The organism is Pigmentiphaga sp. CHJ604, assembly GCF_036972535.1.
Taxonomy (GTDB): domain Bacteria; phylum Pseudomonadota; class Gammaproteobacteria; order Burkholderiales; family Burkholderiaceae_B; genus Pigmentiphaga; species Pigmentiphaga daeguensis.
The window spans coordinates 2,487,346-2,501,722 of record NZ_CP136998.1 but is presented as its reverse complement, the minus strand read 5'-3'; the positions used below and the strand labels follow the sequence as shown (position 1 = coordinate 2,501,722).

The following is a 14,377-nucleotide window of genomic DNA, read 5'->3' as shown; positions in this document are numbered from 1 at the left end:
TGGCGGCCTTTCTTATTTTTGAACGCGATCAAATTTGATCATGTTTCATTTCCAGCGACCGCACCATCAGGGCATTCACCGTATCCGCGGCCTCGTAGGCCGCCCAGTGGCCCGCCCGGGGAATCATGTCGAAGACAGCCTGCGGCAGCGCCTCGCGCAGGGCGCGGCCTTGCGCGGGCGCATCGCCGCCGCCGTAGACATCGCGTTCGCCGGCAATGCCGTGCACCGGACAACGCAGGCCCAGGAAAGCCTCCAGTTCGCGGCTGGCCAGCAGCGGCCGGGTGTCCAGCCGGCAACGCTCCAGGTTGTCGGCATGCAGCCGGACGGCCTGGTCATCGACCAGGGCGGCGTCGCCGAACATGGAAACTTCAAGGTTGTGCCGGTGGATACGGGCCGCCTCAGCCGGATCGGCTATGCCGCGCCAACGCAGCAATTCCGGCGGCCGCGGCACCGTGCGCGTGAAAGCTCCGCGCAACAACAGTATCTGGCGGACGCGCAGTGGCTGTTGCCGCGCCATGCTCTCCCCCAGGACCGAGCCCAGGGAAAATCCGACGAGCGCCACGTTTGCATCGGGACCCGCGATCTGATCGATGCCGCGCCACAACAGACTGGCGAAAGCGGCGCACGACACGTCGCCCGCCGGCAGGTCGGAATCGCCATGGCCGGGCAGATCGGGCACGAGCACCGTGAAGCGTTCGGCCAGAGCGGCGATGTTGCGCACCCAATGCGTCCACGAACCGCTGTTGCCGTGCAGGAGGACGACCAGCGGGCCGGCGCCCCATTGCCGCCAGACTACGGCCCGGCCATCGTCAACCGTGGTGTGGATCCGGGCGGATTGCCCCAGCGCGTCGACCATTTCATACACCCTTGTCTCTCTCGCGTCCGGTGACATCCGGCGCTTATGATAATAACACCTTATATAAAGTTTCTTTACTTATCAAGAGAATCTTGCATCATCGCGCGGGAGGCCTGCCGAGTTCTTCTAGAATAGGCGGCCCGGCCCCGCCGCCCCTCATTCCTTCGCGTCCTGCTCTTTCATGAAGAATCCATCCGCTTCGTCGTCCCCGAACCAGGAACTGGGCTTGCGCGAGCGCGCCAAACTCGACAAGCTGCGGCGCATCAAGCACGCAGCGCGCGACATCTTCCTGGAAAAAGGCTACGACGCGGCGACCACGCGCGAGATCGCGCAGCGCGCCGAAGTGGCCATCGGAACCATCTTCGTCTACGCCGAGGACAAGCTCGATCTGTTGATGATGATCGTCAACAACGACCTGGATGCCGTGAACGACAAAGGCGCCAGGGTGCTACAGCGGGACGGCCCGTTGATCGAATTGCTCATGGCTTTCTTTGAGCTGCGGTACCGCTACTGGGCCAGGCATCCGCAGATCTCGCGGCCGGCCGTGCAGGCCACCTCGGACTTCCTGGCTCGCAGCAGCGACCGTGGCGAGGAAACGCGCCGTTTCTACGCCCGCCGCGCCAACATTTACGCCATGCTGGCCGACGTGGTGCGGCGCAAACAGGAGCAGGGGCAAATAGGCAGCAACGCGGCCCCCGAGCTCATCGCCTCGTTGTTCGTCACCATCTATCTGGCCGAAGTGCGGCGCTGGCTCAGCCAGCCCACGCCGCGCCCCGGCGTCGGCCTGGCCTCGCTGCGCGCGCTGCTGCGCCTGGCTATCGAGGGGCTGGCGCCCATGGACGCCGAACGGCAGGCGCTGGCATCCACCGACTGAGCGGCGACGCCATGCGGCGCGGCCCGCCGTGCGGGCTACGCCCCTCCCAACAGGTCGCGCGAATCGAGCAAGGCGTAGACGATCCCGGGCGTGCGTTCGAAGCAGCGGCGGATCGCGGCGGGAATGGCCTCACGCGTCTTGCGGCACAAGCCCCGCTGTTCCGCCAGTTCGATGGCGATACCGCGCACCGTACGGACTTCGTTGGCGCTGGGCTCGATATGCAGCACGATACCCAGTTGCGCATGCATGCGCGCCTGCATCGCCATCAGGTCCTCCAGGGAGGCCAGGGCCTCGAGGCGAGCCACCAGCCGCTTCTCTTCTTCCTTGGTCAAAAGAAGAATGCGCCTATCGCCCTGCGGGTCGGCCAGCAAATGGTCGCGTTCGCAGATACAGGCGCCGGGCGGGCATTCCTTGCGGATGGGAAACGAGGCGTTCATGCCTCGGGATTTTAGCCCCTACCCAGCAAAGGCATGGACAGCGGAAACATCGTGCCTTCGTAAAAATTCACTTCGGGCGGCAGGCTGGCCATCAGCAGCACGACGCGGGCCACGTCCTCGGCCTTCATCAACTCGCCGGGTTCGAACTTGCGGCCGGACTTGGCGGCCAGCGCCGACTCGGTCACGCCGGGATGCAGCACGCTGACCGCGATGCCGTGCGCCCGTCCGTCCAGCGCCAGCGCATGGGTCATGCCGGACAAGCCGTGCTTGGTCGTCGTGTACGGCACCGAGTCCGGCCTCGGCACCTTGGCCGCCACGCTGCCAATGTTGATGATGCGTCCCTGGCGCCGCGGCTTCATGACCCGAAAGGCCTCGCGGCTGCAAAGGAAAGCACCGGTCAGGTTCACATCGAGGACGCTGCGCCAGGTGTCCAGGCTCATGTCCTCGATAGGCTGACTGGTGGTGACGCCGGCGTTGTTGACCAGCACGTCCACGCGGCCATGGGCGGCAAGCGCCGCGCCGAACAATCGCGCCACGTCTTCCTCACGGCCGACATCGGTGACGCAGGCGAGCGCCTCGCCGCCCGCCTCGCGTACCATCCGTGCCGTCTCGTCCAAGGCATCCCGGCTGCGGGCGGCCAGCACCACGCGCGCGCCGGCCTGGCCGAACGCCACCGCCACGGCCCGGCCTATGCCGGAACTGGCGCCGGTCACGATCGCGACGCGATCCTCAAGACTTCGCATGTTTGCCCCGTCCGTTGCCCGTCATTCGACGGTCATGCCCGCGGCGCGGATAATGCGCCCCCACTTCTCGGTATCGACCGCCACCACCCGCGCGAGATCGTCCGGCCCTCCACTCAGGGGTTCGGCGCCGATGCCACGCAGAAAGCGGGCCATCTCGGGGCTGCCGGTGACCTTGAGCAACGCGGCGCTCAGCGTCTTGCGCACGGACTCGGGCGGATTGGCGGGCAGAAAGATGCCGAACCATCCCCCCAGGTCGTAGCCTTGCACCCCGGCTTCGGCCATGGTGGGCACATCGGGCAACGACGTGGGCCGCTTGCTGCCCGTCACCGCCAGCGCCTTCACGCGGCCCCCCTTGAGCTGGGGAATGGCCAGCGTCGCGTCGGCAAACAGGAAACTCACCCGCCCCCCGATCAGGTCGGTCATGGCCGGCGGCACGCCCTTGTAAGGCACGTTGACGGCATCGACGCCGGCCAGTGTCTTGTAGAGTTCTCCCGCCACCTGTCCCGTGGCGTTGCCGCTGCCCCACGAATACTTGCCGGGCTGATCCTTGAGCATCTTGGTCAACTGCGCGACGTTGTCGACCTTGGTGTGTTCGGGCGCCACCAGCAGGACGAACCCCAGGCTGGCCACCGTGCCCACCGGCGCGAAATCCTTGATGGGATCGAAGGGCAGCTTCTTGAACAAATGGACGTTGGCCGCATGGGTGGAGTTCGGCGTGAACAGGATGGTGTAGCCGTCGGCAGGCGCCTTGGCCACGAAGTCGGCGGCCAGGTTGCCGAGCGCGCCGGCCTTGTTTTCCACCACCACCGGCTGGCCGAGCTCCTTTTCCAATCCCGCAGCCACCTGGCGCGCCACATTGTCGATGCCGCTGCCGGCGGGATATCCCAGCAACATGCGTACGGGCCGCACGGGGTAGTCGGCGGCCAGGGCCGGCGCGCCGGCCATCAGGGTGATCGCGGCAAACGCGGCAAGGCACTTCTTCATCGATGTCGTCTCCTCTCGAAAGCGTGTCGTCACGCCGGGCGCTCGAACTTGGCCGATAGCGCGGTGCCGGACAGGTGCCCGGCGAGGCTGCTGGAGGTGCCTACCGGCAGTCCCGGCGCCAGCTCCATGAATTGCTTGACCGCGCGCACCGTGACCGGGCTGCACTCCAGGATCGTGGCCGCGATGCGGTCGGCCCGCGACCGCAGCTCGGCGCGCGGGACGACCTCGCTGGCCAAACCGGCCTGCCAGGCCTCGCGGGCGCCCACCAGGTCCCGCGTCAGCACCATGCGCGCGATCGTCTTCATCGGCACCCGGCCGATCAGCGCCGACATCACCAGGGCAGGAGGAATGTCGCGCTCCATCTCGGGAATCTGGAAGCTCGCGTCTTCCGCGGCCAGCGTGATGTCGCACACGCCCGCCAGGGCGCAGCCGACGCCATAGGCCTTGCCATGCACGACGGACAGCACCGGCACCGGCGCCGTCTTGAGCGCGTCGTACAGCGCGAGCGCCGGCATCGCCACATTGCGCCGCAGAGCCTCGCCGGTCGGCGTCGAGCCCGGCCTGGGCATGGGCGAGACCCGCCCGGCGCAGAAATCCTCGCCCTCGCCCGACAGGCGGATCAAACGGACCTGCTCGTCCAGGTTGGAGACGGCATCGATGATCAGCCGGCCCATCTCTGCGCTCATGAGATTGCCGTTCTCGGGGGTGTTCAACACGATATCCAGCAGGCCCGAATGGCTGCGTACCGATACCGGCTCGCTCATGGCTGTACTCCTTGTGCGCGTTGTATGGCCGACCAGATCGCGGAGGGCGTGGCCGGCATGGGCAGTTCCTCGCGCGTGATGCCGCGCAGCGCATCGGCCAGCGCGTTGAAAATGGCGGCCGTGGCAGGCGTGATGCCGCTCTCTCCGCCGCCTTTCACCCCCAGCGCGTTGCCGTGGGTGCGGTCTTCGGTCAGCTCCACGTCGAAGCGCCGCGGAATCGCCCCCGCGCGCGCCACGCCGTAGTCCATGTACGAACCGCTGAAGATCTGTCCGCTTTCCGGATCGACATGGTAGTCCTCGAAAAAGGCCTGCCCTATGCCTTGCGCCAGGCCGCCATGCACCTGGCCTTCGACGATGAGCGGATTGATCGGGCGTCCGACGTCGTCGATGGACGTATAGCGCACGATCTCCACGTCGCCGGTCTCGGGATCGATCTCCAGTTCGCACACCGCCGTGCCCGTGGGATGGGCGGCGATGCGGCCGTTGAACTCGGCCTCGGCGAAAAAACGGCGCTCTTCCGGATTGCCGGGCATGCCTTCGCGCCCGATATGGGCCGCGATCTCGCCCAGGCCAGCCACATGCTGCCCGGCCTGGTCGCGCACCCGGCCGTCCTCGTAGCACAGGTCCTGCACCTGGAGGCCCCACATCGATGCCGCGGCCGACAGCGCCGTGGACCGCAGGCGCTCGCCGGCCTGCACCAGCAGGTGGCCCACCAGGCGCATGGAACGGTCCGAATGCGAACCGCCGCCCACCTTGACGAAGCGTGAATCGCCGGTGCGCATGGTCACGGCCTCGAACGGCACGCCCAGCTCGTCGGCCAGCACCTGGACGAAGCTGGTCTCGTGTCCTTGCCCCGTGCTTTGCGTGCCGACCACGAAGTCGACACTGCCGTCGGTGCCTATGGTGATCTCGATGCGCTCGCGCGGCGCGCCCACCGGCGACTCCACATAATTGGCCAGCCCCGTGCCCAGCAATTTGCCGCGCGCGCGCGCATCGCGCTTGCGCTGCTCCGCCTCGCTCCACTGCGATACCACCAGGGCCCGCTCCATGTTGGCGGCGAAGCTGCCGCTGTCGTAGGTCAGCCCCATGGGACTGCGATACGGCATCTGCGCCGGCTGGATGAGATTGCGCCGGCGCAGTTCGATGCGGTCCATGCCCATCTCGTCGGCGGCGATATCCAGCATGCGTTCCATCACATGCGTGGCTTCCGGACGGCCCGCGCCCCGATAAGGACCGGTTGGCGGCGTGTTCGTGAGCACCGCGGACAGCAGCGCCGTGGCCGCGGGCACGTGGTAGACCGTGGTCATGATGCGCGAGCCGTTGGCCAGCGGCACATACGACACGGTATGGGCGCCGATATTGCCGATGATCTCGTTGTCTATGCCCAGGATGCGTCCTTGCGCATCGAATGCGATGGCCGCCCGTATGACCTGGTCGCGCCCCTGGTAGTCCGACAGGAAGGCCTCGTTGCGGTCGCTGGTCCATTTCACCGGTTGCCCGACGCGGCGCGCGGCCCACAGCACCGCAAGCTGATCGGGATTCACGCAACTGCGCGGACCGAAGCCGCCGCCCACGTCAGGCGACACCACCCGCAATTTCGCCGGGGATATCCCCAATGCATCGGCGATGCACATCTGCTGGCGCGTCACGCCCTGGCTACCCGAGATCAGCAGGTATTCGCCGGAACTGGCGTCGAAGCTGCCCAGCGCCGAGCGCGGCTCCATCTGGCAATTGACGACGCGGCTGTTGCGAAATTCCCGGCGCACGACGCAATGGGCGCGGGCAAAGGCTTCGCGCACCGCGGCCTCATCGCCCACCCGGGCCTGGAAGCACAGATTGCGCGGGGCGCCGTCCCACAATTGCGGCGCCCCGTCTTCCATTGCCTGCACCGCGTCCACCACGGCGGGCAAGGGCTCATAGTCGATCTGCACCATTTCGCAGGCATCGCGCGCCTCGCGCATGCTGCGGGCCACCACCAGCACCACCGGCTCGCCGACGTGGCGCACGCGATCCACCACCAAGGGCAGATGCCGCTGATTGAAAATGCTGCCGGTCAGCGAATGCTGGAAGGCGCGCTCCTTGAAGGCAATGGCATCGGCGGGATTGGGAATGTGGTCCATGCCGCGCAGGCCGTCATCCAGGTAATCCTGGCCGCGCAGCACGGCGATCACCCCGGGCGCCTGCGCCGCCGCCTCGATGTCGATGCCGCGGATGATGGCATGGGCATGCGTGGACCGCACGAATGCGCCGTAGGCCTGGCCGGGCAGATTCACGTCGTCGGTATAGCGGCCCTGGCCCCGCACCAGCCGCTGGTCTTCGGCGCGCGGGCGCGGCTGGCCGACCAATCGGCTATCCATGCTGCCTCCCGACCGGCTTGCCCGCTTCGGCACGGGCACGAGCCGCGTGCTTGACCGCCTCGATGATGTTGACGTAGCCGGTGCAGCGGCAGATGTTTCCTTCCAGGGCGCGATGGATGCGCTCGTCGTCCAGCGAGCCGTCGGTATCCAGGTAGTAGTCGATCGCCATCATCATGCCCGGCGTACAGAAACCGCATTGCAGGCCATGGCAGGCGACGAAGGCCGCCGGCACCTCGCCCAGCTGCTGCGGCGTCGACAATCCCTCCACGGTCAGCACCTCGCCGCCGCTGGCCTGCGCGGCCAGCACCGTGCACGACTTGACCGCGGCGCCGTCGAGCTTGACCGTGCATGCGCCGCACTGGCTGGTGTCGCAGCCGACGTGGGTGCCGGTCAGGCCCAGCTCGCCGCGCAGCAGTTCCACCAGCAGGGTCCGGTCATCCACCTCGCGGCTCGTCGCCACGCCATTGACGCGCAGTTCCACACGACTCATGGCGCGACCTTCTCTTCCACCTTGGCGCTGAAGCGTTCGAAGAACTCGGCCGCCATCTTGTTGGCGACCGAGCCCACCAGCCGCGCGCCTATCTGCGCGAGCTTGCCGCCGACCTGGGCCTGCGCCACGTAGGTCAGCACCGTGCCCTCCCCGTCTTCGGCCAGCTCGACATCGGCCACCATTTTCCCGAAGCCGGCGATGCCGCCGTCGCCCTGGCCGACGATGCGATAGCCCTGCGGCGGGCGCTTGTCCGCGATGCTCAGGGTCCCCTTGAAGCGCGCCTTCACCGGGCCGATGGCGGCCACCACCACGGCGGCGTACTCGTCCTGCGCCGCTCCGGCGGTGAACGATTCGCAGCCGGGCACGCATGCCTGCAGGATTTCCGGGGTGTTCAGGTATTCCCATACCCGTTCGCGGGGCGCCCGCAACGTATGCGATCCTTTCAGTTCCATGACTTCTCCACCTTGCTCGGCCTCGCTCCGGGCCGTCCGCGATTCAAGATAATTGCGCCCAGGCGCGCCGCGCCATCACCCGCACCAGGTTGGCGCGATAGGCGGCGCTGCCCGCGCGGTCGTCGTTCAGTTCATCGGCATCCAGGGGAACCGTGGCCAGCGCCCCGGCGTCGCCGCCGGCCAGCGCCGCCTCCGCCTCGTGCCAGCGGAAAACACAGGGCCCGGCCCCGGTCACCGCCACCCGCACGCCCTGCGCGGTATCGGCGATGAACACGCCCGTTACCGCGTAGCCCGTGGCCTTGTGGCGATACTTGGCATAAGCGCTGCGGCGAGGAATGGGAAACTCGAAGCCCACGATGATCTCGCCCGGGACCAGCGCGGTCTCGAACATGCCGGTAAAGAAATCGTCGGCGGCGATGCGCCGGCCGCTGCTGACCACGGTCGCCCCCAGCCCCAGCACGGCGGCCGGATAGTCGGCGGAGGGATCGTTGTTGGCCACCGATCCGCCCATGGTGCCGCGGTTGCGCACCTGCGGATCGGCGATCAGGCCGGCCAGGGCCGCCAGGCCCGGAATGGTCTCGCCCACCAGGGCCGATTCGGCCACGTGTACATGGCGCGTGGCGGCACCGATTTTCAGCATGTCGCCGTCGCGCGAGATGCCTTGCAGCTCCGGCAGGCGCGTCAGGTCAACCAGGTGCGAAGGCGCCGCCAGCCGCTGCTTGAGCGTGGGCACCAGGGTCATGCCGCCCGACAGGGGGCGGGCTTCGGGCTCGCGGGCCAGGCAGTCCAGCGCTTCCTGCAAGGTGGCCGGACGCACATAGCTCAGGGGGTACACATCGTCTCCGTCATTATCGTGGGCGGCCGCGACATGCCGCGCCGCCTGATCCCCGCTAACTGTAGAAGAAACACCGCAAAGGCTGAAACACGGGTTTGCGATGGCCTCACAAACATTTTCGATAAGTGTCGAAAATGGCGCTCAATCCTGGTAGCGCTTGAGCATCGTACGGGCGATGACCAGTTGCAGGACCTGGGAGGTGCCTTCGTAGATGCGCAGCGCCCGGGCATCGCGGTACAGGCGTTCGACGTGGTGATCGGCCACGTAGCCCGAGCCACCGTGGATCTGCAGGGCCCGGTCGGCGATGCGCGACAGCGCCTCCGAGCAGAAATACTTGGCGGCCGCCGCCTGGTTGCGCACGTCTTCTCCGCGCGCCAGGGCCTGGCCCGCCTGCATCACCAGCGCGTGTCCGGCCAGGTATTCGGTTTCGGAATCGGCCAGCATGGCTTGCACCAGCTGGAATTCGGAGATGGGCTGGCCGAACTGCTTGCGCTGCAGGGCGTAGCGCGCCGCCTCGTCGATCAGCCGGCGCGCCATGCCCAGCCCCGAGGCCGCCACGCTGATGCGGCCGTGATCCAGCACCTGCATGGCGGTCCTGAACCCCTGGCCCAGCGCGGGCTCCCCGCCTATCACGTTGGATACCGGCACCCGCACGTTCTCGAAGATCACGTCGCTGATGGGCGAGCCGCGCTGGCCCAGCTTCTTCTCGGACTTGCCTATGTGCAGCCCCGGCGTATCCCGATCGACCAGGATGGCGCTGATGCCGGCCGCGCCCGGACGGGACGGGTCGGTGCGCGCCATGACGGTGAAGACGTGGGCACGCGTGGCGTTGGTGATGAAACGCTTGGTGCCGTTGATGACCAGCATGTCGCCGTCGCGCTCGGCACGCGTCCTCAGGCTGGCCGCGTCCGAACCGGCGTCGGGTTCGGTCAGGCAGAATGCCGCGCGCAGCTCGCCACTGGCCAGGCCCGGCAGATACTTCTGCTTCTGCTCCTCGGTACCGGCCAGCACCAGGCCCTTGCTGCCTATGCCCACGTTGGGCCAGAACACCAGCCGGAAGGCCGGCGAGGTATAGCTGAAGGCCATCTGCACCTGCAATTCCTGCATCAGGTCCAGTTCGCAGCCGCCGTAGGCCTCGGGAATCCCCAGGCCGAACAGGCCCATTTGCTTCATTTCCTCGATGACCTCGGGCGGCACTTCCTCCTTTTCCTCCACCTGCCGCTCCAGCGGCATCAGGCGTTGGCGGATGAAGCGCTCGACCGAGTCCATCAACTGAGGAAAGGTCTCGCTATCGAATGACGACATAAGATTGCTCTCCGTACAAGCGCGGCGCCCTCAGGACGCCGGCGCCGCATCCATGACGAACAGCGCGTCCAGGGCCACGACGCCCTTGCCCGCGGGCAAGGCAATCAGCGGATTGATGTCGATCTCCGCGATCCCGGGATTGGCCAGCATCAGCGCGGACAGGCGCCGCACCACGGCCGCGACCGCCGCCACGTCCACCGGCGGCGCGCCGCGCAGGCCGGACAGTAGTTTGGCGCCCTTCAGGCGCTGCAGTTCACGCATGATCTGCGCCTCGGTCAGGTCGGGCGGCAAAAGGCGTACGTCGTGCAAGGCCTCGATCCATATCCCGCCCAGCCCCACCAGCGTCACCACGCCCCAATTGGGATCGCGGCGCCCGCCCACCACCAGTTCCAGGCCGGGGCTGGACATGGCCTCGACCAGCATGCCGTCCAGCGCGATATCCGGGCAATGCCGGGCCACCGAGGATTGGATGCGCTGCCACGCATCGCCCAGCGCCGCGGCATCGCGCAGGTTGACCGCCACGCCGCCCACGTCGCTCTTGTGCATGAGCGTGTCGGCCTGGGCCTTGAGCACCACCGGATAGCCGATCTCGCGCGCCAGCGCCTCGGCTTCGGCCGGCGTGCGGGCCAGCCCGCCCCGTGGCGTGGAGATGCCCAGCTCGCGCAGCCATTGCTTGCCCTTGAACTCGGCCAGCGGCCCCGGCTGAAGATCGTCGCGGCGCAGGCCGGATTCCGCCCCGCTGCGTTCGGCCGCCTCGGCGTGCAGGCGTCCGTAGCGGTGCACGTGGGCCATGGCACGCATGGCGCGGTCGGGCGACCGCAGGAACGGCATGCCGCTCGCATGGACCCGCTCCAGGAATTCGCTGCCCAGCGGGCCGCTGTCGCCCATGATGACGAAGCACACCGGCTTGCGCGATGCCTGCATCACCGGCAACAGTGAATCCGCCTTGGCCACTTGCTGCGCGGGCGAGCCGCCCATCAGCGGCATGATCAGGCTCCCCACGCCGGGATCGTCCAGGATGGCCCGCGCCGACAGCCCGAAGATCTCCGGTTTCTGCATGCCGATCGCCGTCAGGTCCAGCGGATTGTCGGGCGCCATGAAGTCCGGCAGGATCTGCGACAAGGCCTGCATCGTGGCGGGCTGGAAATCGGCCAGTTGCAGGCCGATGTCTTCGCAGAAATCCAGCGCCAGTCCGCGCAGGGCGCCCGAGTTCGAGGCCACGGCGGCCCGGCCTTCGGTCACGGGCTGCGGGTAGCGCGCCAGGATGGCCGTCACATCGAACATTTCGTCCATGCTGTCGACCACCACCACGCCTTCACGCTCGACCAGCGTGCGCATGACCTGGTGGTCGCCCGCCAATGCGCCCGTGTGCGACTTGGCCGCCTCGCGGGCGCGCTGGCTGCGGCCCGGGTGCATCAGCACGATGGGCTTGCCCAGCTCGCGCGCGCGGCTCGCCACGCGCAGGAATTCGGCGGGCTTGCGCAGCATTTCGACGAACACCGCAAAAGCGTCGACGTCGGGCGCATCGACCAGCGCGGACAGGAAATCCTCGGCGCCCAGCACCGCTTCGTTGCCGGTCGAGATCGAGAACGAAACCCCCAGCCCGCGCCCCAGGAAGGCCTGGCGCAGGTTGCCGCTCATCGCGCCGCTCTGGGCCACGATGCCTATGCGCGGACCGCTGCGGACCGGCGCCGGCTGCACCGGCTCGAAGGTCAGCGGGACGGCATCCGCGAAATTGATGAACCCCAGGCAGTTGGGCCCCAGCACCGCCACGCCATGGCGGTGCGCGATGGCGGCCATGGCCTCCTGCGCGGCCCGGCCTTCGTCGCCCATTTCGGCAAAACCCGAGGCGAACACCACCGCCGCGCCCACGCCCCGGCGCCCGCAGGCCGCGACGGAATCGGCCACCGCCACCTGCGGCACCACCAGCACGGCCACGTCCACGCCTTCCGGCAGTTCGTCGATGGACTTGAAACAGCGGATGCCGTTGACTTCGTCCCGGCTGCGGCTGACCAGATGCAGTTGCCCGGCATAGCCGAAGCGCTGCAGGTTGGCCAACAGCAGGCCGCTGACCGAACCCGGCTCGGGCGAAGCGCCGACCACGGCGATCGACTTGGGCCGCAGCAGGCGGTCCAGAGCGAATGAAGACATGCGATACCCCTTCGTGCCGTCTTAGCGCTGATACGCGCCGAGGCCGGGCTTGAACGACTTCTCGTCCAGGAATTGCTTCATGGCATTGTCGCGGCCGCGCTCGGGATCGTGGAAGGTGGACTGGTCGACCTTGGCCATCAGGTAATCGGTCGCCTGCTCCCAGCTCATTTCGGCCGCCATGCGATGGGCGATCTTGGCCGTGCGCAGCACGGTGGGGTTCTTTTCCATCAGGACCTTGGCCAGTTGACGGGTCCGCTCGCGCAGGCGCTCGCGCGGCACGGCCTCGTTGACCAGGCCGATATCCGCGGCGCGGCGGCCGTCGAAGGTTTCGCCCGTCATCACGTAGTACATGGCTTCGCGTTCGCGCACGAGCGAGGCCACCGCGCGGCTGACGACGCCGGCCGGGATGATGCCCCAGTTGATCTCGGAGAGCCCGAACTGCGCTTCCTCGGCGGCGATCGCCAGGTCGCAGGACACCAGCGGCGTGAAGGCGCCGCCGAAGCACCAGCCGTTGACCATGGCGATGGTGGGCTTGGCGTAGAAGCGCAACTGGCGCCATTGCCACTGGGCGTTGGCGCGATACAGCTTGATGCGTTCCTTGGGATCGTTGTCCGTGCCGCGGAAGTATTCGCGCAGGTCCATGCCGGCCGAGAACGCGTCGCCCGCGCCGGTCAGCACCAGGACCTTGCAGCGGTCGTCCGCCTCGAGTTCCTCCAGCACCCGGACCATGTTGTAGACGATGCCCGGGTTGATGGCGTTGCGTTTCGTGGGCCGGTTCAAGGTGACCCATGCGATGCCGTCTTCGAAATCGACGAGTACGGGCGATTGGTCGTTGGACTGGACGGCGGTCTGGCTGGTGCTCATGGCTTGTCTCCTCGTGGATGCCGGATGAATTGCGTACGAGGCATTATATAAGATTACTTTATATAAGGAAACATTCTTTTATTTCATGAGGGCTCGGGGTTTTCCTTGATCGTCGATATTGTTTTTATCCATATAATTTTATCGACAAAAATTTTCATTGAGAGTTTTATCGATTTTTTTCCAGACCGCCTGAACGACAACGACAAGAGGCGCGTCCCGATCCCGTCGGGAATACCGCCATGGAGGAGGAACACATCATGAAGAACCCGGTTTTTCTGGCTGGGCTTTCCACAGCCTGCCTCGCAGCCCTGACCATCGCCGCGCCCGCCGCCGGCGGCGACACGTTTCCCGACCGTCCCATCAAGCTGATCCTGCCCTTTTCGCCCGGCGGCAACCCCGACACCGTGTCGCGCATCCTCGCCCAGGAAATGGGCAAGCGGCTCAAGCAGGCGGTCATCGTGGAGAACCGCGCGGGAGCCAACTCCATCATCGCGTCGGAGCTCGTGGCCAAGGCGCCGGCCGACGGCTATACCCTGCTCTACACGACCGGCTCGCACGTCATCAATCCCCTGCTGTACAAGTCCCTGCCCTACGACACCGCCAAGGATTTCGTCCCCGTCGTGCTGGTGGGATCGACGCGCGGCCAGGTACTCGTGGTCACGCCCTCCCTGCTGGTCAAGACCGTGCAGGACCTGGTCAAGCTCGCCAAGCCGGCCAACTCCAACATCCCCTACGGCTCGGCCGGCATCGGCAACACCATGCACCTGGTCGCCGAGTACTTCAACTACAAGGCGGGCACCCACCTGGTACACGTCCCCTACAAGGGCGCCGCCCCCGCCATGAATGCGGTCATGTCCGGCGAAGTGAAGCTGGCCTTCCTCAACCCGGTCTCGGCGATCGAACAGGTCAAGAGCGGAACGCTGCGCGCGATCGCCGTGACCGGCTCGACGCGTTTCCCGCAATTGCCCGACGTGCCGACGATGGAGGAAGCCGGCGTCGCCGGCTATGAAGTCCAGGGTGGCTGGCAGGGGGCGCTGGCCCCGGCGGGCACGCCGCCCGAGATCGTCGCCAAGCTGAACCGCGCCTTCAACGACGCGCTGGCCTCGCCCGCGATCAAGGAGCGCCTTGCCTCCATGGGGCTGGACGTGGCGGGCGGGTCGCCCCAGGACATGGCGAACTACCTCGCCAAGGAAACCGCGACCTACACCGACATCATGCAGGCCGCCAGGATCGAAAAACAATAGCCACGCAAGCGGAGACCCGAT

At 67.1% G+C, this 14,377-nt stretch carries 14 protein-coding genes; 2 read left to right on the top strand and 12 right to left on the bottom strand.

The genetic code is table 11. The features are described from left to right. Positions 1-28 precede the first annotated feature (28 nt). On the bottom strand, positions 29-856 hold the full coding sequence (locus R4823_RS12035) for an alpha/beta hydrolase (protein ID WP_165963264.1): 828 nt from the start codon (positions 854-856) through the stop codon (positions 29-31). 181 nt (positions 857-1,037) lie between these two features. Between R4823_RS12035 and R4823_RS12030 the strand changes: the two genes are divergently transcribed. Next, the gene (locus R4823_RS12030; protein WP_087841259.1) at positions 1,038-1,730 is read left to right on the top strand and encodes a TetR/AcrR family transcriptional regulator; all 693 of its coding nucleotides are present in this window, start codon (positions 1,038-1,040) and stop codon (positions 1,728-1,730) included. Between the two features lie 35 nt (positions 1,731-1,765). Here the strand turns inward: R4823_RS12030 and R4823_RS12025 are convergent, their stop codons facing one another. The 11 genes from R4823_RS12025 to R4823_RS11975 all read right to left on the bottom strand — a co-directional run bounded on the left by R4823_RS12025 (position 1,766) and on the right by R4823_RS11975 (position 13,112). Then, a complete protein-coding gene (locus R4823_RS12025) occupies positions 1,766-2,167 on the bottom strand; it encodes a hypothetical protein (RefSeq protein WP_087841258.1) in 402 nt (133 codons plus the stop codon). Positions 2,168-2,178: 11 nt separating this feature from the next. Then, on the bottom strand, positions 2,179-2,910 hold the full coding sequence (locus tag R4823_RS12020; protein WP_087841257.1) for an SDR family oxidoreductase: 732 nt from the start codon (positions 2,908-2,910) through the stop codon (positions 2,179-2,181). Positions 2,911-2,931: 21 nt separating this feature from the next. Next, the gene (locus R4823_RS12015; protein WP_087841256.1) at positions 2,932-3,894 is read right to left on the bottom strand and encodes a tripartite tricarboxylate transporter substrate binding protein; all 963 of its coding nucleotides are present in this window, start codon (positions 3,892-3,894) and stop codon (positions 2,932-2,934) included. 29 nt (positions 3,895-3,923) lie between these two features. Further along, complete coding sequence (locus R4823_RS12010; RefSeq protein WP_087841255.1) at positions 3,924-4,658, bottom strand: enoyl-CoA hydratase/isomerase family protein; 735 nt, start codon at positions 4,656-4,658, stop codon at positions 3,924-3,926. Then, the gene (locus R4823_RS12005; RefSeq protein ID WP_338618766.1) at positions 4,655-7,015 is read right to left on the bottom strand and encodes a xanthine dehydrogenase family protein molybdopterin-binding subunit; all 2,361 of its coding nucleotides are present in this window, start codon (positions 7,013-7,015) and stop codon (positions 4,655-4,657) included. Before R4823_RS12005 ends, R4823_RS12010 begins: the two co-directional genes overlap by 4 nt. Next, the gene (locus tag R4823_RS12000) at positions 7,008-7,505 is read right to left on the bottom strand and encodes a (2Fe-2S)-binding protein (RefSeq protein WP_279818394.1); all 498 of its coding nucleotides are present in this window, start codon (positions 7,503-7,505) and stop codon (positions 7,008-7,010) included. Before R4823_RS12000 ends, R4823_RS12005 begins: the two co-directional genes overlap by 8 nt. Further along, entirely contained in the window at positions 7,502-7,957 is a 456-nt protein-coding gene (locus R4823_RS11995) for a carbon monoxide dehydrogenase subunit G (RefSeq protein WP_087841252.1), read from the bottom strand. Before R4823_RS11995 ends, R4823_RS12000 begins: the two co-directional genes overlap by 4 nt. A 43-nt stretch (positions 7,958-8,000) precedes the next feature. Next, positions 8,001-8,792, bottom strand: a complete 792-nt coding sequence (locus R4823_RS11990) for a xanthine dehydrogenase family protein subunit M (protein ID WP_087841251.1) — start codon at positions 8,790-8,792, stop codon at positions 8,001-8,003. A gap of 141 nt (positions 8,793-8,933) precedes the next feature. Next, on the bottom strand, positions 8,934-10,097 hold the full coding sequence (locus R4823_RS11985; protein ID WP_087841250.1) for an acyl-CoA dehydrogenase family protein: 1,164 nt from the start codon (positions 10,095-10,097) through the stop codon (positions 8,934-8,936). A 30-nt stretch (positions 10,098-10,127) separates the two neighbouring features. Then, the gene (locus R4823_RS11980) at positions 10,128-12,248 is read right to left on the bottom strand and encodes an acetate--CoA ligase family protein (RefSeq protein WP_087841249.1); all 2,121 of its coding nucleotides are present in this window, start codon (positions 12,246-12,248) and stop codon (positions 10,128-10,130) included. Between the two features lie 21 nt (positions 12,249-12,269). Continuing rightward, positions 12,270-13,112: a p-hydroxycinnamoyl CoA hydratase/lyase gene (locus R4823_RS11975; protein ID WP_338618763.1), complete on the bottom strand. Its 843-nt coding sequence runs from the start codon at positions 13,110-13,112 to the stop codon at positions 12,270-12,272. A gap of 257 nt (positions 13,113-13,369) precedes the next feature. On the opposite strand from R4823_RS11975, the gene R4823_RS11970 reads away from it, so the two are divergent. Next, complete coding sequence (locus R4823_RS11970; protein ID WP_338618762.1) at positions 13,370-14,356, top strand: tripartite tricarboxylate transporter substrate binding protein; 987 nt, start codon at positions 13,370-13,372, stop codon at positions 14,354-14,356. Positions 14,357-14,377: the final 21 nt, after the last annotated feature.

Coding starts and splice junctions, on each gene's coding strand:
- R4823_RS11970 (WP_338618762.1), top strand. CDS start 13,370: ATGAAGAACCCGGTTTTTCTGGCTGGGCTTTCCACAGCCTGCCTCGCA.
- R4823_RS12030 (WP_087841259.1), top strand. CDS start 1,038: ATGAAGAATCCATCCGCTTCGTCGTCCCCGAACCAGGAACTGGGCTTG.
- R4823_RS12010 (WP_087841255.1), bottom strand. CDS start 4,658: ATGAGCGAGCCGGTATCGGTACGCAGCCATTCGGGCCTGCTGGATATC.
- R4823_RS12020 (WP_087841257.1), bottom strand. CDS start 2,910: ATGCGAAGTCTTGAGGATCGCGTCGCGATCGTGACCGGCGCCAGTTCC.
- R4823_RS12015 (WP_087841256.1), bottom strand. CDS start 3,894: ATGAAGAAGTGCCTTGCCGCGTTTGCCGCGATCACCCTGATGGCCGGC.
- R4823_RS12000 (WP_279818394.1), bottom strand. CDS start 7,505: ATGAGTCGTGTGGAACTGCGCGTCAATGGCGTGGCGACGAGCCGCGAG.
- R4823_RS11975 (WP_338618763.1), bottom strand. CDS start 13,112: ATGAGCACCAGCCAGACCGCCGTCCAGTCCAACGACCAATCGCCCGTA.
- R4823_RS12005 (WP_338618766.1), bottom strand. CDS start 7,015: ATGGATAGCCGATTGGTCGGCCAGCCGCGCCCGCGCGCCGAAGACCAG.
- R4823_RS12035 (WP_165963264.1), bottom strand. CDS start 856: ATGGTCGACGCGCTGGGGCAATCCGCCCGGATCCACACCACGGTTGAC.
- R4823_RS11985 (WP_087841250.1), bottom strand. CDS start 10,097: ATGTCGTCATTCGATAGCGAGACCTTTCCTCAGTTGATGGACTCGGTC.
- R4823_RS12025 (WP_087841258.1), bottom strand. CDS start 2,167: ATGAACGCCTCGTTTCCCATCCGCAAGGAATGCCCGCCCGGCGCCTGT.
- R4823_RS11995 (WP_087841252.1), bottom strand. CDS start 7,957: ATGGAACTGAAAGGATCGCATACGTTGCGGGCGCCCCGCGAACGGGTA.
- R4823_RS11980 (WP_087841249.1), bottom strand. CDS start 12,248: ATGTCTTCATTCGCTCTGGACCGCCTGCTGCGGCCCAAGTCGATCGCC.